We start from the raw sequence: 18,226 nt of genomic DNA, 5'->3' as shown, positions 1-18,226 counted from the left end.
CGGAGTCGCCCGACAAGATGCCCGCCGTTTACTGGCCCAGGGTGTTCTGCATCGCCCCAGCCAGCACGTTTACCGCCGGGCCCGCGTTGCCGGACTGGCAGACCTTGGCCTGTAACAGCACGTTGGACCGCAGCCGGGTCTGGTTGAAACAGCGCCGGTCGGTGTCGGCCTCCTGCTTGGTCCAGGCGGCGTCGGCCACCCCGGCCGGGCCGCCGTCGAACGCCCACACCTGGGTGGCGCCGGTGTCGAGGTGCATCGCGGTGGTGCGCCCCGAGCACCCGGCGGTGCGGTCTGTGACGCGGCGGAACGCCCGTTCGGCGGCGGCCTCGGTGGCGAACACCCCGACCGCCTGTTTGACGAAGTGGCCCTGGTCGGTGGCCGAGGTCTGGGTGACCGCACCGTTGTAGGAGGCCAGGTCGGGGTCGTTGTAAACCTCGGGCAGGCCGATATCGGCCCAGTTGTTGCAGGCCGGGTCGTCGACCCAGAACGCCTGGAACGGCTGGCCGGACACCGCTTCCCACCCCATCGGGGCGCCGACGATGTTGCCGACCGATCCTTTCGGCAGCACCGCGTAGGACACCACGCCCGGATCGGAGGGCCGTGCCGCGACGGCCGGGGCGCCCGCGAGCGCCAGACCCAGGCCCGCCACCACCAGTGTCGCGGCGCCCCGCACGCTAGACCTTCGCCGAAACGGTGAAGCCGGCGTTGCCGCGGGTGGCCCGCGAGTACGGGCACACCTCGTGGGCCTGCGCCATCAGGTCGTCGGCGATGGCCTGCGACAGCCCGGGCAGGTTCCCGGTGATGGTGCCGGTCAGGCCGAACTCCTCGGTGGCGAGGTCCTTGCCCAGGGCGACCTGGACGGTGACGTTGGTGGCGTCGTCCAGCGCGACGGCCGACCGGCGCGCCACCAGCCGCAACGCGCCCAGGAAACATGCCGCGTAACCCGCGGAGAACAGTTCCTCGGGGTTGGTGCCCTCACCGTCGCCGCCCAGCTCGCGCGGTGGCCGGGTGTCCAGGTCGATGCGGCCGGTCGCGGAGTGGACGTGGCCGTCTCGACCACCGCCGGTCGCGGTCGACTCGGTGGCGAAAACGACTTTGATGCTCATGGCTCGATCATGCCAGGCCGGCGGCCCCACTGTCAGGCAAGGTTGGCCCGCACCCCGGCTTCCACGGCGCGCCCCAGATCCTCATCGACGTTGTGCCAGTACTCGAACACCCGCGACAGCACCGGCTCGCGCACACCATCGGAAACGTGCCCAATGATGTTGGCGGCCAGCCGTTTCCGCTGTTCGTCGTCGAAGACGTGACGAACCAGGGTGCCGGCCTGGCCGAAGTCGTCGTCGTCGTCACGCAGCGTGTACGCCGCGCGCACCATGTCGCCGTCGGCACGCCAGCGCACCTCGGCGGCGCGGGCCGGGTCGGCCACCGGCCCGCCGACCGAGTTCGGCGCGTACACCGGGTCGCTCGCCTTGCGGAACCGCATGGCACCGTCTTTGGAGTAGGCGTGTACGTCCGTCTTCGGCGCGTTGACCGGCAACTGGTTGTAGTTGGTTCCGATCCGGGCGCGGTGGGCGTCGGCGTAGGAGAAGCCGCGGGCCAGCAGCATCTTGTCGGGGCTCAGCCCGGTGCCGGGCACGGTGTTGCTGGGCTCGAAAGCCGCCTGCTCGATCTCCGCGTGGTAGTCGGTGACGTTGCGGTCCAGCCTGAAGCGTCCGACGTCGATCAGCGGGTAGTCGCCGTGCGGCCACACCTTGGTCAGATCGAACGGGTTGAGCCGGTAGGTCTTGGCCTCCTCGAACGGCATGATCTGCACCTTCACCGTCCAGCTGGGGTACTCGCCGCGTTGGATCGCGTCGTACAGATCGCGCTGGTGATAGTCCCCGTCGGCTCCTGCGAGCCGGTCTCCCTCATCCTGGGTGAGGTGCTCCACGCCCTGGTCGCTGATGAAGTGGTACTTGACCCAGAAGATCTCGCCGGCGGCATTGATCCAGCTGTAGGTGTGGCTGCCGTAGCCGTTCATGTGCCGCCAGGATCTCGGCAGTCCGCGGTCGCCCATCAGGTAGGTCACCTGGTGCGCCGACTCCGGAGTGAGCGACCAGAAGTCCCACTGCATGTTGTGGTCACGCAAATTGCTTGCCACCAGGCGCTTTTGGGAGCGGATGAAATGCTGGAACTTCATCGGGTCCCGGAAGAAGAACACCGGGGTGTTGTTGCCGACGATGTCGAAGTTGCCCTCGGTGGTGTAGAACTTCAGCGCGAAGCCTCGCACGTCACGCCAGGTGTCAGGGCTGCCGCGTTCGCCGGCGACGGTGGAGAACCGAGCCAGCATCTCGGTTTCGGCGCCCTGCGCGAACACCGCCGCCCTGGTATAGGCGCTGACGTCCGCCGTCACCTCGAGGTGTCCGAATGCCCCGCCGCCCTTGGCGTGCGGCTGGCGTTCCGGGGTGCGCTCCCGGTTGAACATCGCCATCTGCTCGAGCAGGTAGTGGTCCTGCAACAGGATGGGGCCGTCCGGGCCGACCGTCAGCGCGTCGCTGTCACTCGGCGCCGGCGCACCGGCCTCCGTGGTGGTGTAGTGCTCGGTCATCGGTGTGTCTCCGTTTCAGGTGGGCGCAACCGGAAATCGCCCCCGAATCCCCTTGGGATCCGGGGGCATTCGCGTTCTCGGGCCGACTAACGGTGCGGCGGGGCCGACGGCGGCGGGGGCGGCGGGCCGCCCGGGCCACCCGGGCCGTTGCCGGGGCCGGCAGGACGGAAGCCGGGCCAACCCGGCTCATTGCCCGGACCGGCGGGCCCGAAGCCGGGACCCATCGGCGGACCGTGATGATGCATCATGCACGGCCCGTGACGGTGCCCGTGCCAGCCGTTATCACTGAGGTAGGCGCCTGTGCAGAAGACCACCGCGGCGACGAAGACCGTCCCGGCGATGATCACCACCCAGGCTGCGACCTGGTAGAGCCGGTTCGGCTTGGCCGGCGGTGGCGCTGGTGGCGGCGGCGGGGTTGCTGGTGTCTCGGTCATATCGCCCAATCATGCCTGAGGACGACGCCAGCCGCCGCCCTTCGGGAGGGGCGGCGGCTGGGTGTTCGTGGCCGGGCCGGTTACCGGCCGGGGGTGGGCGCCGGGGCGTGGGTGACCGACGGCGGAACCTCGCCGGGCCCCGGGCCTTCCGGGCTCGACGGGGGAGCCATCGGGCCGGGACCGCGCTGGGGACCATGGTGGAAGCCCTGGTGGAACCCCTTGTGCATCGCCCCGTGGTGGGGACCGTGGTGGCAGTGGTGCCCGCGCGGGCCGCCATGACTGGCCCAGACGCCGGCGAAGAAGATCGACGAGACGATGAAGACGACTCCGGCGACGATGGCGACCCAGGCGGCGAGCCGGTAGACCCAGTACGGCTTGGGCTCTACCGGACCCGGCGGCGCCGGGGGGTTGGTGGTTTCAGGTGTTTCGCTCATGGTTGACATGCTGCGTGGGCAACACTCGGCGCCGCTAGGTGCCGGCTATGCGTCAGCTATGAGCCGGTGGGCGGCCTCTGCCGCGGCTACTTCGCGTTCGACCCTGTAAAGCACTTCAGAAAGTCCAGGGAAAACCCTGTATCGAAGCCGTGCGTTTCGCTCCTACCGTCAGGACTACGCCAGCCAGGTCGGCTGGAAGGTAGGGGAAGGCACGAACATGGGGAATGTGAAGCGGGTCAGCAGTCTCGGCATGCTGGCGCTGGGACTGGGGGTCGGGGCCGCGTTGGCAGCCACACCCGTCGCCGGCGCCGGAACACTCTCGGCTGACGGCGGCGCCGGCGCGTTGGGCGTTGCCGGCGCACTGGCCGCGGCAGACGTCGGCGACGCCGTCGCCACGGTGGGTACGGCGGCCGCGACAGCGCCGACCCTCCCCGACGGCTTCGGCAACTTGGCCATCTCGATCAGCGGCATCGATCTGCTCTCCTTGGGCAATGCGTCAGCGAGTTCGAGCTTCGGCAACATCGCGTTCGCCTACGGCGAGTTCGCCAACGCCAACGCCATGAGCGGCTTCTTCAACTACGCCTCCGCCCAGGGCGACCACAGCAACGCCGTGGTCGGCGATACCGGGTCGTTCAACTACGCGTCCGCGCTGGGGGACCACGCCAGCGCTTCGGCGGCCTGGGGCAACGGCAACGTGGCGACCGCCACCGGCGACTATGCCGTCGCGAGCGCGGGCGCCTCTGTGGTGCCCGGTGTCTACGACAGCCACTTCAACACCGCCACCGCTGAGGGCTTGCACGCCATCGCCTACGCCGGCTGGGACGGGAGCAGCAACAACGTCGCGAGCGCCCTCGGCGACAACATCCAGGACTACGCACCGGACGGCAACCCGTTCAACCCGGCCGACGCGGACTTCAATCTGCTCGGCGACGCCGGGTCGGGCGGCGACTTCTGGACGGACCTGTGGGGCCTGTTCAGCTGACCGACCACGGTTTGAACGGGTTGACCGCGAACTGGATCACCCGGTAGGGAGCCCGATGTCGGGGCTCGGTGTTCCACTGGCTGATGAACACCCGCAGCTCGTCCAGGGTCGACCCCGGCGAGATGTAGCCGCCGTAGGGCTGGGCCAGCCGGTTGTCGAACGGCGAGGGCAGGGTCTCAACGGGCACCGGCGGATCCGGCCACTCGGTGTGTTGCACCACCGTGGTCACCGGGGCGGTCCCCAGCCCGGTCGGCTCGTAGGCCACCCGGACCTCCATGTTTCCGGTGGTGCCGTTGAAGTAGGACAGCACCGGCCTGCCGTCGATCTGACGCAGGCTCAGTTCGCCGATCTGGTCGTTCCACAGCGGCGTGGGCTTATGACCCCAGCCCGCTCCGGCGGCCCAGCCCTGCCAGGCCGACCGGTCGGTGAACGCCTCCGGGGTGACCCGGTACAGCGTCACCGACGCGCTGCGGTCGAAGTTGTTGGCGACGACGTACACCCAACCGGTGAGCGAGTCGGGAGTCGGGATCGGATCGTAGTAGCCGCTGATCTGGGACTGGCCGAAATCCTGGTAGGAGGCCGGTCGCACCGAACCCGGTACCGTCTGCCAACCCGGTTGCGCCGGATCGGCTTTCACCAGACGTGAGGTCTGAGGTACCAGCATCTTGGCGGTGGTCACCATCAGGTAGTTGGTCCGGTTGATCGAGACGATCCCGGCCGGCAGCTGCGTAGTGCCCGCCGGCGACGGGTCGGCCAGCAGCGGCCTGTCCACCCCGATCACCCCGGTGTAGCGCACCCCGGCGGAGTCGTCCACCGAGTCCGGGTCCAGGCGCAGCGCTATCGGTGAATACCAGCCGCCGAACCCGACGCCCTGGCCGGCGAAGCTGTCCCCGCAGATCTGCAGCACCGCACTGGGGAACTCCATGAACTCGCACAGATCCGTCGCGCCGATACCGTAATCACCGGTGGGCGTGCCGGTTCCGGCGCTCGGCCCGATACGGACCACCTGGCCTTCGGCCAGCGGCCAGAGCACCGGCAGCGGGATCGGAGCGGGCGGTTCGGCGTATGCGGGCGGGCAGACCAGCAGCGCGACCGCCCCCGCCGAGCGTGCAAACACTGCGAAATTCCGCGCGGCTTTTCGCAACCGGTGCACGTTCGGCGCCTCGGGGGGTCAGGATCTGGAAGACGCAGCCAGCAGCTCGGCGATCTGAATCGTGTTGAGCGCGGCACCTTTACGCAGGTTGTCCCCGGAGACGAACAACGCCAGACCGCGCCCTTCGGGTGCGCCGGGGTCGACCCGGATCCGGCCCACCAGGGAGTCGTCGGCGCCTGCGGCGGCCAACGGGGTGGGCACATCAGTCACGGTCACACCCGGTGCGTCCTTGAGCAACTCGGTGGCCCGCTCCGGCGAGATCGGCCGGGCGAACTCGGCGTTGATCGACAGCGAGTGCCCGGTGAACACCGGCACCCGAACGCAGGTACCGCTCACCAAAAGCTCTGGGATACCGAGGATCTTGCGGCTCTCGGAGCGCAGCTTCTGATCCTCGTCGGTCTCACCGGAGCCGTCATCGACATAGTTGCCCGCCAGCGCCACCACGTTGAACGCGATCGGCGCGACGTATTTGTTCGACGGCGGGAAGTCGACCGCCCCGCCGTCGTGCACCAGTTGCTCCGCACCGTCGGCCACGGCGCGGACCTGCTCGGCCAACTCCTGCACGCCGGCCAGCCCGCTGCCCGAGACCGCCTGGTAGGTCGAGACGATCAGCCGGGTCAGGCCCGCCTCGTCGTGCAGTGGCTTGAGCACCGGCATCGCGGCCATGGTGGTGCAATTCGGGTTGGCGATGATGCCCTTCTTCAAAGACACGCCGCGCACATCCCGGTCGAAGTTCACCTCCGAGACCACCAACGGCACGTCGGGGTCCTTGCGCCAGGCCGAGGAGTTGTCGATCACCGTCACCCCGGCGGCGGCGAAGCGCGGTGCCTGCACCTTCGACATCGCCCCGCCGGCGGAGAACAGCGCGATGTCCAGCCCGGTCGGGTCGGCGGTCTCGGCGTCCTCGACCTCGATCTCGGCGCCGCGGAACGCCAGCTTGCGCCCGGCCGAGCGCGCCGAGGCGAAGAATCGCACCTCATCGGCGGGGAAGTTGCGTTGCTCGAGCAGGGCGCGCATGACCTGGCCGACCTGGCCGGTGGCGCCGACCACTCCGATGGCTATTCCTTTTTTGGGCATGCCTAGCGCCCCGTCCCGCCGTAGACCGTGGCCTGTTCCTCGCTGCCCAGCCCGAACGCCTCGTGCAGTGAGCGGACGGCCTTGTCCAGGTCGGCTTCGGCGACCAGCACCGAGATCCGGATCTCGGAGGTGGAGATCAGGTCGATGTTGACGCCGTTGTCGGCCAGCGTCTCGCAGAAGGTGGCCGTCACGCCCGGGTGGCTGCGCATCCCGGCGCCGATCAGCGACACCTTGCCGACGTGATCGTCGTAGAGCACCTCGGTGAAGCCGATCTCGGCCTTGAGCGATTCCAGCTTGGCCACCGCGGCCGGGCCGTTGTCGCGCGGGCAGGTGAAGGTGATGTCGGTCTTGCCGCCCTCCACCTTGGAGACGTTCTGCAACACCATGTCGATGTTGATATCGGCGTCGGCGACGCCGCGGAAGATCTTGGCTGCGTAGCCGGGCAGGTCGGGGATGCCGACCACGGTCACCTTGGCTTCGCTGCGGTCGTGTGCGACTCCGGTCAGGAGGGCGTCTTCCATGGGGATGTCCTTGATCGATCCGGAAACGATGGTGCCGGGCTTGTCCGAGTAAGAGGACCGGACGTGAATGGGCAGGTGGTAGCGCCGGGCGTACTCCACGCAGCGCAACATCAGCACCTTGGCGCCGCACGCTGCGAGTTCGAGCATCTCCTCGAAGGAGACGGTGTCCAGCCGGCGGGCGTTGGGCACGATGCGCGGATCGGCGCTGAAGATGCCGTCGACGTCGGTGTAGATCTCACAGACGTCGGCGTGCAGCGCCGCGGCCAGCGCCACCGCGGTGGTGTCCGAGCCGCCGCGGCCCAGCGTGGTGACGTCCTTGGTGTCCTGGCTGACGCCCTGGAAGCCGGCGACCAGCACCACCTGGTCTTCGCCGAGGGCGGCCTGCAACCGGCCGGGGGTGACGTCGATGATCTTGGCCTTGCCGTGCACGCCGGTGGTGATCACCCCGGCCTGCGACCCGGTGAAGGACCGGGCGTTGCAGCCCAGCTCCTCGATTGCCATCGCCACCAGGGCGTTGGAGATACGTTCGCCGGCGGTGAGCAGCATGTCGAGCTCACGGGCCGGCGGGGCCGAGGAGACCTGCTGAGCGAGGTCCAGCAGGTCATCGGTGGTGTCGCCCATCGCCGAGCAGACCACGACAACCTGATCGCCGGCCTTCTTGGTCTCGACGATGCGCTCGGCGACGCGGCGGACCCGGTCGGCGTCGGCCACCGACGATCCACCGTATTTCTGCACGACGAGCGCCACTTTTCGTCCCTTCCTTGGGTGGGCTTGTCCCAGGATAGGGGAAGCCGGTCGCGGCGCCGACGCTGCGCCCGGGGCCGTTTTCTGCGGGAGCCGTCTGAGCGCGTAAACTGCACGATGTGCAGCGGGTGCTCCTTCTCGGACGCCGCGGCGGGGTCTGATCCAGACCGGCTTCCCGTCGCGGGTGTTCGCGATGCGCCGGTCTGAATTCCATCTGAGAACCCCGGAGCAATCACCGTGACCAGTTTTTCCCAGCCGTCTCCCGACGCGTTCACCTCGGGCCGCGGCATCACCAAACCTGCCGGCCCCACCAATCCCGGCCAACCCTCCTGGAACACCCAGCGCGGATCGGCGATGCCGGTCCGCCGCTACCGCAGCTTCGCCGATGAGGTGCCGGGCGGCAGCCCGGCGCTGGGCGCAGCGGCGGTTCCCTTTGACCGCACCTGGCCGGACCGGGTCATCGATCGCGCCCCGCTGTGGTGCGCGGTCGACCTGCGTGACGGCAATCAGGCACTGATCGACCCGATGAGCCCAGCCCGCAAGCGGCGGATGTTCGACCTGCTGGTGACCATGGGCTACAAGGAGATCGAGGTCGGGTTCCCGTCGGCCAGCCAGACCGACTTCGACTTCGTCCGCGAGATCATCACCGACGGAGCTGTCCCCGACGATGTCACCCTGCAGGTGCTGACCCAGTGTCGTGACGAGCTGATCGAGCGCACCTTCACCGCCTGCGCGGGCGCGAAGAACGTGATCGTGCACTTCTACAATTCGACGTCGATCCTGCAGCGCCGGGTGGTGTTCCGCGCCGATCGGGCGGCGGTACAGGAGATCGCGGTGGCCGGGGCCCGCAAGTGCCTCGAAGAGGCGGCGAAGTATCCCGGCACGCGGTGGCGCTACGAGTACTCGCCGGAGTCCTACACCGGAACCGAGTTGGAGTACGCCAAGGCGGTCTGCGACGCGGTCGGCGACGTCATCGAGCCGACGCCGGACAACCCGATCATCTTCAACCTGCCCGCCACCGTGGAGATGGCCACCCCTAACGTCTACGCCGACTCGATCGAGTGGATGCACCGCAACCTGAAGCGGCGCGACTCGGTCATCCTGAGCCTGCACCCGCACAACGACCGCGGCACCGCGGTCGCCGCTGCGGAACTGGGGTATCAGGCCGGGGCGGACCGGATCGAGGGCTGCCTGTTCGGCAACGGCGAACGCACCGGCAACGTCTGCCTGGTGACACTCGGGCTGAACCTGTTCTCCCGCGGGGTGGATCCGCAGATCGACTTCTCCAGCATCGACGAGATCCGCCGGACCGTGGAGTACTGCAACCAGCTGAACGTGCCCGAGCGCCACCCCTACGGCGGCGACCTGGTCTACACGGCGTTCTCCGGCAGCCACCAGGACGCCATCAACAAGGGCCTGGACCAGATGAAGGTCGACGCCGACGACGCCGACACCGATGTCGACGACATGCTCTGGCAGGTCCCCTACCTGCCGATCGACCCCCGCGACGTGGGCCGCACCTACGAGGCGGTGATCCGGGTCAACTCGCAGTCCGGCAAGGGCGGCGTGGCCTACGTGATGAAGACCGACCACGGCCTGGCGCTGCCGCGGCGACTGCAGATCGAGTTCTCCAAGGTGATCCAGCAACTGACCGACGGCGAGGGCGGCGAGGTCACCCCCAAGGAGATGTGGGATGCGTTCGCCGACGAGTACCTGAACCCGGTGCGTCCGCTGGAGCGGATGCGGCAGCGGGTGATCGCCGCCGAGACCGACGACGGCACCGACCGGATCGAGGCCGTCGTCAAGCTCGACGGGGCCGAGACCGAGATCGCCGGCTCCGGCAACGGCCCGCTGGCCGCGTTCGTCGACGCGCTGAGCCAGGTCGGGGTGCACGTCCATGTGCTGGACTACTCCGAACACGCGATGAGCGCCGGCGAGGAGGCTCAGGCCGCGGCGTACGTGGAAGCACAGATCAACGACCGGACCGTCTGGGGCGTCGGGATCGCGCCGTCGATCACCACCGCGTCGCTGCGGGCGGTGGTCTCGGCGGTGAACCGGGCGGCCAGCCTCGGCTGAGCTCCGCGAAACAACATCGGCCCCACCGGTAACCGAGAGATCGGCCTGTGGTTGATGCCCGCCTCTGAGCGACAACCGGGGTGGTTTCCGACCGAGCGCCGGCAAATTGCCTGACACAACGGCCTCTGTCGCTGATAGCCGGGCAGATGCCATGCCCCTTCCCGCGGGGTGCGCGCCGTCAGAACAGCGAGATCTGCTCGCCGGCCGCCCCGGCGTCGACGAACTGCTCTATGTCGGTGCCGTCGACCACCCGATCGACGCAGGCCATGAACTGCTCGTCGGAGACGGTCGGCACGCCCAGTTCCCGCGCCTGGAAGCCCTTGCCCTGCTCCGGTCGTTCGTCGTTGCAGATCACCAGCGAGGTGGTGGTGTCGACGACGTCGCTGTAAGCCAGCCCGGCGTGCAGGATGCGTTCGACGAGTTCCTCGTGGGTACGGGTGCATTCGGCGGACAGCGCAACCCGCATGCCCTGCACCAGCGGGCGGCCCCGCACGTAGCGGCCCGGGTTGAGGTAGGCGCATGGCATCCGCGATGCCAGCGCCTTCAGCGGCCGCAGTTCCTCGTGGGTGATCCGGCCGTTGGGCCACCGTCGGCGGGTAACCGGCCGCACCGGCAGCCACACGTCGCGTTCGCGGGCCCGCTCCAGTGCCGGCTGCAGCACCCCGGCCAGCACGCGCGCGTCGTCGAGCGCGTCATGAGCCCTGGTCTGGACGACGCCCCAGTGCGCCGCCAGGGTCTGCAATCGCAGGTTCGCTAGGCCGAGGTCCAGCCGCCTGGTCAACTCCAGCGTGCACATCACCGAGTCGACGGGAAGTTCGGCGCCGGCCATCTCGGCCTCCGCGGCCAGGAACGTGTAATCGAACGCCACGTTATGCGCCACCAGGGTGCGCCCGGCCAGCAGCGCGACGACCTCGTCGACGACGTCGGCGAACTGCGGCTGGCCCGCCAGCATCTCGGCGGTCAGCCCGTGCACGTGGGTGGGGCCCGGGTCGGTGCCCGGGTTGACCAGGTGTGACACCGACTGCTCGACGCGCCCGTCGGCATCGAGTGCCAGTGCGGCGAGGCTGAGCACGCGAGCCTGCCCGGGCCGGAATCCCGACGTCTCGACGTCGACGACGACCCAGCCGTCGCCGGGTTCGCGGGCCGGGCGCCCCCACAGCGCACTCATGCGATGAGGATGGCACGCGCCCCCGACGAACGCGGGTCGCCGCGCAGCCGTGTCGCCCACTTAAACTCACGCCATGATCACCGCCCGTGGACGCCTCGCGCTGGCCGCCGGAGCGAGCGCGCGATGGGCGTCGCGGGTCACCGGCCGCGGCGCCGGTGCGATGATCGGCGGCCTGGTCGCGATGACGCTGGACCGCTCGATCCTGGGCCAGCTGGGCTCCCGGCGGCGCAGCGTCATCGTCACCGGCACCAACGGCAAGTCGACCACCACCCGCATGATCGCGGCGGCGCTGCGTGACCTGGGGCCGGTGGCCACCAACGCCGAAGGCGCCAACATGGACGCCGGGCTGGTGGCGGCGCTGGCCGCCGACCGCACCGCGCAGCTGGCGGCCCTCGAGGTCGACGAGATGCATGTGCCGCACGTGGCCGACGCGGTCTCGCCGGCCGTGGTCGTCCTGCTCAACCTGTCCCGCGACCAGCTGGACCGGGTTGGTGAGATCAACGCCGTGGAACGCGCACTGCGCACCGGGTTGGCCCGGCATCCGCAGACGGTGGTCGTGGCCAACTGTGACGACGTGCTGATGACCTCGGCCGCCTACGACTCCCCCAACGTGGTGTGGGTCGCCGCGGGCGGCGGCTGGGCCGGTGACTCGGTCAGCTGCCCGCGCAGCGGCGAAGTCATCGACCGCCGTGACGGGCACTGGGGCTCCACCGGATGCGACTTCCACCGGCCCACCCCGCAGTGGTGGTACGACGACGAATCGCTGTACGGGCCCGACGGTCTGGTGCTGCCGATGCGGCTCGCGCTGCCCGGAAAGGTCAACCGCGGCAACGCCGCCCAGGCCGTCGCCGCCGCCGTCGCGTTGGGCGCCGACCCCGCCGAGGCGGTGGCCGCCGTGTGCGCCGTCGACGAGGTGGCCGGGCGCTACCGCAGCGTGCAGGTCGGCCAACACACGGTGCGGATGCTGTTGGCCAAGAACCCGGCCGGCTGGCAGGAGGCGCTGTCGATGGTCGACCACCACGCCGCCGGGGTGGTGATCGCCGTCAACGGCCAAGTCCCCGACGGCGAGGACCTGTCCTGGCTGTGGGACGTGCGCTTCGAGCACTTCGAAGGCGTTCCGGTGGTGGCCGCCGGTGAGCGCGGCACCGACCTGGCGGTGCGACTCGGCTACGCGGGGGTGCAGCACACCCTGGTGCATGACACCTGTGCGGCCATCGCGTCCTGCCCGCCCGGCCCGGTCGAGGTCGTCGCCAACTACACCGCGTTTCTGCAGCTGCAGCGGAAACTGGGTCTGTCATGAGCTCCAGCACGGTGCGGATCGGGCTGGTACTGCCCGATGTGATGGGCACCTACGGCGACAGCGGGAACGCGGTGGTGCTGCGGCAGCGGCTGCTGGTGCGCGGTATCGACGCCGAGATCGTCGAGATCACCCTGGCCGACCCGGTGCCGGAGTCACTCGATCTCTACACCCTGGGCGGCGCCGAGGACTACGCGCAGCGGCTGGCCACCCGGCACCTGACCGCCCACCCGGGACTGCAGCGCGCGGCCGAACGCGGGGCGCCGGTCCTGGCGATCTGCGCGGCCGTCCAGGTGCTCGGGGCCTGGTATGAGACCTCGGCCGGAGAACGCGTCGAGGGGGTCGGGCTGCTCGACGTCACCACCTCCCCGCAGGAGACGCGCACCATCGGCGAGGTGGTCGGCACCCCGCTGCTGGCGGGCTTGTCGGCGCCGCTGACCGGCTTCGAGAACCACCGGGGCGGCACCGTGCTGGGCCCGTCGGCGACACCGCTGTCGACGGTCACCAAGGGCGCCGGGAACCGGGCCGGCGACGGGCACGACGGCGTGGTGCAGGGCAGCGTCGTCGCCAGCTATCTGCACGGGCCGTGCCTGGCCCGCAACCCCGAACTGGCCGATCTGCTGCTGTCGAAGGTGGTCGGCGCCCTGGCGCCGCTGGAACTGCCCGAAGTGGAGATGCTGCGCCGCGAGCGGCTGGTCGCGCCGCGGCGGCCCTAGTCACCGACTACCGTCGGGCTATGGCCGAGCCGCACGCGACCGACGACACCGGAGTCGCCCGGGCCGCGATCGCAATCTCGCAGCGGCTCTACGATCACCTGGCCGAAACCACCCAGGTGATCGAGGATCTGGTCGCCAAGGAGTCGCCGGACCTGACCGGCGATTCGTCGCTGCTGCAGCTGCTGCATGAAACCGTCGCCGCCAACGTCGATACGTACTTCTCGGCGATCCGTCACAACATCCCGGTGGCCGATATCGCCGCGCCGGCGGTCGCCCTGGAGCACGCCCGCCGGCTGGCGCAGCGCGGGATTCCGGTGAACGCACTGGTGCGCGGCTACCGGCTCGGCCACTCGGTGGCACTGCAGCTGGTACTGCAGGAGATCCGTTCCGCCGACCTGGATCCCGACCTGCGCCTGGACGTGCTCTCCGAGATGTCGACGCTGATGTTCGGCTACATCGACGAGATGTCGCAGCAGGTGTCCGCGATCTATCAGGCCGAGCGCGAACGCTGGCTGGAGAGCCGAAATGCGGTGCGCGCGTTGCGGGTCCGCGAAATCCTTGCCAACGAGAGCCTGGACGTCGACGCCATGACAGCCGCGATCCACTACCCGCTGCGGCGAACCCACGTGGCGCTGGTGGTGTGGTACCCGGAATCCGGCGGCGACCGGCTCGCGGCCGCCGAAGGCTTCACCAAACAGGTCACCGAATCAGTTGCGGGCCAAGGGGCGCCGCTGTTCATCCCGGCCGACAGCACCACCGGGTGGGCCTGGATTCCGTTGGCGTCGAACGCTGGGGCCGATGCGGTGGCGCAGATCCGTTCCTGCGCGCAGACCGCACGCGGTGAACCCTGGGTGGCGATCGGTGAACCGCTGCCCGGGGTCGAGGGTTTCCGTCGGTCGCACCAGCAGGCGCTGGCGGTACACAGGCTGGCGGTCGCGTCCGGTACCGCCCGGGTCAGCGCGGCCAGCGATCCGGGATTGTCGGCCGCGGCACTGCTCGGCGGCGACAACGTGGCCGCCGCACGAGCCTGGGTCGGTGAGGTGCTGGGCCCACTGGCCTGCGCGACCGACGGCGACGAGCGCCTCCGCGACACGTTGCGGGTGTTCCTGCGGGCGGGTTCCAGTTTCAAGGCGGCCGGCGAGCAGCTGCACTTCCACGTCAACACGATGAAGTACCGCGTCCAGCGCGCGATCGAACGCCGCGGCCGCCCGATCGCCGAGGATCGGCTCGACGTCGAGATCGCACTGCTGCTGTGTCAGTGGTTCGGCGCTGCCGTGTTGTCCTCCGAGGACGAATAGCCGGCCGAAGTCCGGCCGCGCGGGACGAGCGGCGTGCCCGCGGTACTGCCTACCGTCAGGACATCCATCGGCAGTGGTGGCATGACCCAGGCGAAAGGCGAAGACGCGATGAGCACCCGAGTGGCCGGCGAACCGAAGCTCTGGCAGGACAAGAAACGGCACCTGTGGCTGTTGGGCCTGGTCGTGCCCACCATGCTGTTCCTGATGCTGCCGCTGGTCTGGGCGCTGAACCAGGCCGGCCTGCACACCGCGGCGCAACTGCCGCTCTACATCGGGCCGATCCTGCTCTATGTGCTGCTGCCGGCGCTGGACCTCTGGATCGGTGCCGACGGACAGAACCCGCCGGATGAGGTGATGGCGGCGCTGGAGAACGACAAGTACTACCGCTACGCCACCTACGCCTACATCCCTTTCCAGTACGCCAGCGCCATCTTCGGCGCCTACCTGTTCACCGCCTCGGACCTGGGCTGGCTCGGCTTCGACGGGTCGCTGGGCTGGCTGGGCAAGATCGGGGTCGCGCTCACCACCGCGATCGTGGCCGGGGTCGGCATCAACACCGCCCACGAGCTGGGCCACAAGCGGGAGTCGCTGGAGCGGTGGTTGGCCAAGATCACCCTGGCCCAGGTCTGCTACGGCCACTTCTACGTCGAGCACAACCGCGGCCACCACGTCCGGGTGGCCACCCCCGAGGACCCGGCCTCGGCCCGCTTCGGTGAGACGTTCTGGGAGTTCCTGCCCCGCAGCACTTTCGGCGGCATTCGCTCGGCGTGGGAGCTCGAGGCGCAACGCATCCGCCGGACCGGCAAGAACCCCTGGGATCCCCGTACCTGGCCGGGCAACGACGTGATCAACGCGCTGGCGATGTCGGTGCTGTTCTGGGGCGTGCTGATCGCGGTGTTCGGCGTGGCGCTGCTGCCCTACGTTCTGATCAACGCCGTCTACGGCTCGTCACTGCTGGAGGCGGTCAACTACCTGGAGCACTACGGGCTGGTGCGCCAGAAGCAGGCCGGGGGCCGCTACGAGCGCTGCACACCGCAGCACAGCTGGAACTCCGACCACATGGTCACCAACCTGTTCCTCTACCACCTGCAGCGGCACAGCGACCACCACGCCAACCCCACCCGGCGCTACCAGACGCTGCGCAGCTTCGACGACTCGCCGAACCTGCCGGCCGGCTACGGAGCCCTGATCGGGGTGACCTACTTCCCGCCGGTGTGGCGCAAGCTGATGGATCACCGGGTGCTGGAGCACTACTGCGGTGACATCACCCGGGCGAACATCTCACCGCGCCGCCGGGAGAAGATCCTGGCCCGCTTGCACGTGCCGGCCTGATGGCCGGGTACGGGTGCCCGGGCTGCGGGTACGTCTACGACGAGGCCACCGGGGAGCCCCGAGAGGGGTTCCCGGCCGGCACGCCCTGGCAGCAGATCCCCGACGACTGGGCCTGCCCGGACTGTGCGGTACGCGAAAAGCTGGATTTCCAACCGACAGGAGCGAACTGATGAACGACTACAAACTGTTCCGGTGCCTTCAGTGCGGCTTCGAGTACGACGAGGCGCTGGGCTGGCCGGAAGACGGAATCGCACCCGGCACCCGCTGGGCCGACATCGCCGACGACTGGAGCTGCCCGGACTGCGGAGCCGCGAAGGCCGACTTCGAGATGGTGGAAGTGGCGCGGTCGTGACCCGGAACGGAACGGTGATCATCGGCGGCGGGCTGGCCGCGGTCCGCACCGCAGAACAGCTGCGTCGCAACGACTACACCGATCCCATCACCATCGTCGGCGCCGAGGCCCATCCGCCCTACGACCGTCCGCCGCTGTCCAAGGAGATGCTGCAGCGCGAGGCCGTCACCGCCGCGGACGTCGCCCTCAAACCGGCCGCGTTCTACGAGCAGCACCGCATCGGGTTGCGGCTCGGTTCGGCGGCGCGCACCCTCGACACGGCGGCCCGCACCGTGACGCTGGCCCACGGGGCGGTGCTGGGATACGACCGGCTGGTGATCGCCACCGGCCTGGTGCCCAACCGCATTCCGTCGTTTGCGGACCTGGACGGTATCCACGTGCTGCGCTCGTTCGACGACTGCTTGGCGCTGCGCCGGCGGGCGGCGGGTGCGCGCCGCGCCGTGGTCGTCGGGGCGGGCTTCATCGGCTGCGAGGTCTCGGCCAGTCTGCGCGGCGCCGGTATGCAGGTGGTGCTGGTGGAGCCGCAGGCCACCCCGCTGGCATCCGTGCTCGGCGAACAGGTGGGTGCGCTGATCACAAGGCTGCACCGCACCGAGGGCGTCGAGGTGTGCACCGGCGCGCAGGTGGCCTCCGTCTCCGGAACCGACGGCGTCGAGTCGGTGACACTCTCCGACGGCTCGGTGCTCGCCGCCGATCTGGTGGTGGTCGGGATCGGGTCCCGGCCCGCCTGCGATTGGCTGGCCGGCAGCGAGGTCGCCGTGGCCGACGGCGTCGTCTGCGACGCGGTGGGACGTACCAGCGCCCAAGACGTCTGGGCGATCGGCGACGTGGCGTCCTGGCGGGACGCGAACGGCGCGCAGGCCCGCGTCGAGCATTGGAGCAACGTCGCCGAGCAGGCGAGGACCCTGGTGTCGGCGATGCTGAACCTGGACGCGGTGGCGAGCGCGGGCGTGCCGTACTTCTGGAGCGATCAGTACGACATCAAGATCCAGTGCCTGGGCCACCCGCGCACCGGCGACACCGTGCACCTGGCCGAGGATGACGGTCGCCGGTTTTTGGCCTACTACGAGCGCGGCGGGGTGCTGGCCGCCGTGGTGGGCGCGGGCATCCCGGAGAAAGTCCGCACGGCGCGCGGAAAGATCGCCGCCGGAGCCCCGATCTCTGAAGTGCTGCAACCGGTTTAGCGCCGCCAGCCGCGGATTCGCATCGCCTCGGTGACGCGGCGGACGGTCTCTTGGGGGTTGTCCTCGTTGATCACCCGGATGTTGATCCAGCCCACGCGTTCCAGCCTGCGCTGTCGCTTGTGGTCGTTGACGTACTGCTGACGATCCTTTTGATGCTGATCCCCGTCGTATTCAGCGGATACCTTGTAGTCCTCCCATCCCATATCAAGCCAGGCGAACGGCCAGTAGCTGCCGTCGCACACCGGGATCTGGGTGGTCGGGCTGGGCAGACCGGCGTCGATGAGTCGTAGCCGCAGCCAGGACTCTTGGAGTGAGGCGGCGCCGGGATCGACGAGCGGTAGCACCGCGCGCAGCCGTCGTAAACCACGGGCGCCCTTGTGGTGCTTGGCGATCAACAGCACGTCCTCGGTGCTGAACGGGGTGGCCCTCGCGAGCGCGTCGAGCCGGGCGACCGCCCGGCCCCGGGGCAGGTGGCGGCCCAGGTCGTAAGCGGTGCGGGCCGGCGTGGTGACCGGTATGCCGGTGACTGTGATTTGTTCGTCATCGGCCAGGGTTTCATCGCGAGCGATCAGGCCGGGCGGCGGCCGGGTATTCGGCCAGACCAGCTCGATCGGGATATCGGCGTCGACCCACCTGGCGCCGTGCAGCGCGGAAGCCGCAACACCCGCGATCACGCCGTTACGTCCAGACCGCAGCCACGCCCCCTCGATCCGGTCGCGCAGCGTCAGCTGGCGTGTCTTCGGCACATAGACGTCGCGGAAGATCGCCCGGTGCCAGCGGCGCAGCTCGTACTCGGTGAGACGGCGTTGCTCCAGCGCCTCGCTCCCGATGAAGACATCTCCCATGGCCAGATGCTGCCAATCGGCACCGA

The 18,226-nt window shown here is 69.4% G+C and carries 19 protein-coding genes; 9 read left to right on the top strand and 10 right to left on the bottom strand.

Features of this window, described 5'->3' with window-relative positions; translation table 11 throughout:
- Nucleotides 1-28: 28 nt before the first annotated feature.
- From G6N23_RS00560 to G6N23_RS00540, 5 genes are all read right to left on the bottom strand, one after another.
- Complete coding sequence (locus tag G6N23_RS00560; protein ID WP_085259935.1) at nucleotides 29-673, bottom strand: sensor domain-containing protein; 645 nt, start codon at nucleotides 671-673, stop codon at nucleotides 29-31.
- Between the two features lies 1 nt (nucleotide 674).
- A complete protein-coding gene (locus G6N23_RS00555; RefSeq protein ID WP_085259936.1) occupies nucleotides 675-1,106 on the bottom strand; it encodes an organic hydroperoxide resistance protein in 432 nt (143 codons plus the stop codon).
- A gap of 32 nt (nucleotides 1,107-1,138) precedes the next feature.
- Nucleotides 1,139-2,587 (bottom strand): catalase, encoded by a 1,449-nt coding sequence (locus G6N23_RS00550; RefSeq protein ID WP_085259937.1) that lies wholly within the window; start codon nucleotides 2,585-2,587, stop codon nucleotides 1,139-1,141.
- 86 nt (nucleotides 2,588-2,673) lie between these two features.
- Nucleotides 2,674-3,021 (bottom strand): hypothetical protein, encoded by a 348-nt coding sequence (locus G6N23_RS22335; RefSeq protein ID WP_133055457.1) that lies wholly within the window; start codon nucleotides 3,019-3,021, stop codon nucleotides 2,674-2,676.
- An 80-nt stretch (nucleotides 3,022-3,101) separates the two neighbouring features.
- A complete protein-coding gene (locus tag G6N23_RS00540) occupies nucleotides 3,102-3,455 on the bottom strand; it encodes a hypothetical protein (protein ID WP_085259938.1) in 354 nt (117 codons plus the stop codon).
- Between the two features lie 217 nt (nucleotides 3,456-3,672).
- Between G6N23_RS00540 and G6N23_RS00535 the strand changes: the two genes are divergently transcribed.
- Nucleotides 3,673-4,437: a hypothetical protein gene (locus tag G6N23_RS00535; protein WP_133055458.1), complete on the top strand. Its 765-nt coding sequence runs from the start codon at nucleotides 3,673-3,675 to the stop codon at nucleotides 4,435-4,437.
- Here the strand turns inward: G6N23_RS00535 and G6N23_RS00530 are convergent.
- From G6N23_RS00530 to G6N23_RS00520, 3 genes are read right to left on the bottom strand one after another with little or no spacing between them, the layout of a single operon-like run.
- Nucleotides 4,430-5,554: a DUF4185 domain-containing protein gene (locus tag G6N23_RS00530; protein WP_085259940.1), complete on the bottom strand. Its 1,125-nt coding sequence runs from the start codon at nucleotides 5,552-5,554 to the stop codon at nucleotides 4,430-4,432. The genes G6N23_RS00535 and G6N23_RS00530 overlap by 8 nt on opposite strands.
- A gap of 54 nt (nucleotides 5,555-5,608) precedes the next feature.
- Nucleotides 5,609-6,667: an aspartate-semialdehyde dehydrogenase gene (locus G6N23_RS00525; RefSeq protein WP_085259941.1), complete on the bottom strand. Its 1,059-nt coding sequence runs from the start codon at nucleotides 6,665-6,667 to the stop codon at nucleotides 5,609-5,611.
- 2 nt (nucleotides 6,668-6,669) lie between these two features.
- Entirely contained in the window at nucleotides 6,670-7,935 is a 1,266-nt protein-coding gene (locus G6N23_RS00520) for an aspartate kinase (protein WP_085259942.1), read from the bottom strand.
- 234 nt (nucleotides 7,936-8,169) lie between these two features.
- On the opposite strand from G6N23_RS00520, the gene leuA reads away from it, so the two are divergent.
- On the top strand, nucleotides 8,170-10,008 hold the full coding sequence (gene leuA / locus G6N23_RS00515; protein WP_085259943.1) for a 2-isopropylmalate synthase: 1,839 nt from the start codon (nucleotides 8,170-8,172) through the stop codon (nucleotides 10,006-10,008).
- Nucleotides 10,009-10,186: 178 nt separating this feature from the next.
- On the opposite strand, the gene G6N23_RS00510 is transcribed toward leuA, so the two are convergent.
- The gene (locus G6N23_RS00510) at nucleotides 10,187-11,176 is read right to left on the bottom strand and encodes a DEDDh family exonuclease (protein WP_085259944.1); all 990 of its coding nucleotides are present in this window, start codon (nucleotides 11,174-11,176) and stop codon (nucleotides 10,187-10,189) included.
- A 73-nt stretch (nucleotides 11,177-11,249) separates the two neighbouring features.
- Between G6N23_RS00510 and G6N23_RS00505 the strand changes: the two genes are divergently transcribed.
- From G6N23_RS00505 to G6N23_RS00475, 7 genes are all read left to right on the top strand, one after another.
- Nucleotides 11,250-12,476: a Mur ligase family protein gene (locus G6N23_RS00505; protein WP_085259945.1), complete on the top strand. Its 1,227-nt coding sequence runs from the start codon at nucleotides 11,250-11,252 to the stop codon at nucleotides 12,474-12,476.
- A complete protein-coding gene (locus G6N23_RS00500; RefSeq protein WP_085259946.1) occupies nucleotides 12,473-13,189 on the top strand; it encodes a type 1 glutamine amidotransferase in 717 nt (238 codons plus the stop codon). The genes G6N23_RS00505 and G6N23_RS00500 overlap by 4 nt, the downstream gene beginning before the upstream one ends.
- A gap of 20 nt (nucleotides 13,190-13,209) precedes the next feature.
- Nucleotides 13,210-14,487 (top strand): PucR family transcriptional regulator, encoded by a 1,278-nt coding sequence (locus tag G6N23_RS00495; RefSeq protein WP_085259947.1) that lies wholly within the window; start codon nucleotides 13,210-13,212, stop codon nucleotides 14,485-14,487.
- Nucleotides 14,488-14,568: 81 nt separating this feature from the next.
- Nucleotides 14,569-15,819, top strand: coding sequence for an alkane 1-monooxygenase (locus tag G6N23_RS00490; protein ID WP_407938358.1), 1,251 nt, complete (start codon nucleotides 14,569-14,571; stop codon nucleotides 15,817-15,819).
- Nucleotides 15,819-15,989: a rubredoxin gene (locus G6N23_RS00485; protein WP_085259948.1), complete on the top strand. Its 171-nt coding sequence runs from the start codon at nucleotides 15,819-15,821 to the stop codon at nucleotides 15,987-15,989. Before G6N23_RS00490 ends, G6N23_RS00485 begins: the two co-directional genes overlap by 1 nt.
- Nucleotides 15,989-16,171: a rubredoxin gene (locus tag G6N23_RS00480; RefSeq protein ID WP_085259949.1), complete on the top strand. Its 183-nt coding sequence runs from the start codon at nucleotides 15,989-15,991 to the stop codon at nucleotides 16,169-16,171. Before G6N23_RS00485 ends, G6N23_RS00480 begins: the two co-directional genes overlap by 1 nt.
- Complete coding sequence (locus G6N23_RS00475; RefSeq protein WP_085259950.1) at nucleotides 16,168-17,355, top strand: NAD(P)/FAD-dependent oxidoreductase; 1,188 nt, start codon at nucleotides 16,168-16,170, stop codon at nucleotides 17,353-17,355. The genes G6N23_RS00480 and G6N23_RS00475 overlap by 4 nt, the downstream gene beginning before the upstream one ends.
- Here G6N23_RS00475 and G6N23_RS00470 read toward each other — a convergent pair.
- Nucleotides 17,352-18,200: a type IV toxin-antitoxin system AbiEi family antitoxin gene (locus tag G6N23_RS00470; protein ID WP_085259951.1), complete on the bottom strand. Its 849-nt coding sequence runs from the start codon at nucleotides 18,198-18,200 to the stop codon at nucleotides 17,352-17,354. The two genes, G6N23_RS00475 and G6N23_RS00470, sit on opposite strands and share 4 nt — an antisense overlap.
- Nucleotides 18,201-18,226: the final 26 nt, after the last annotated feature.

Origin of the sequence: Mycolicibacter terrae, from assembly GCF_010727125.1 — a bacterium.
GTDB lineage: Bacteria > Actinomycetota > Actinomycetes > Mycobacteriales > Mycobacteriaceae > Mycobacterium > Mycobacterium terrae.
This window is presented reverse-complemented; position numbering and strand designations above follow the sequence as displayed.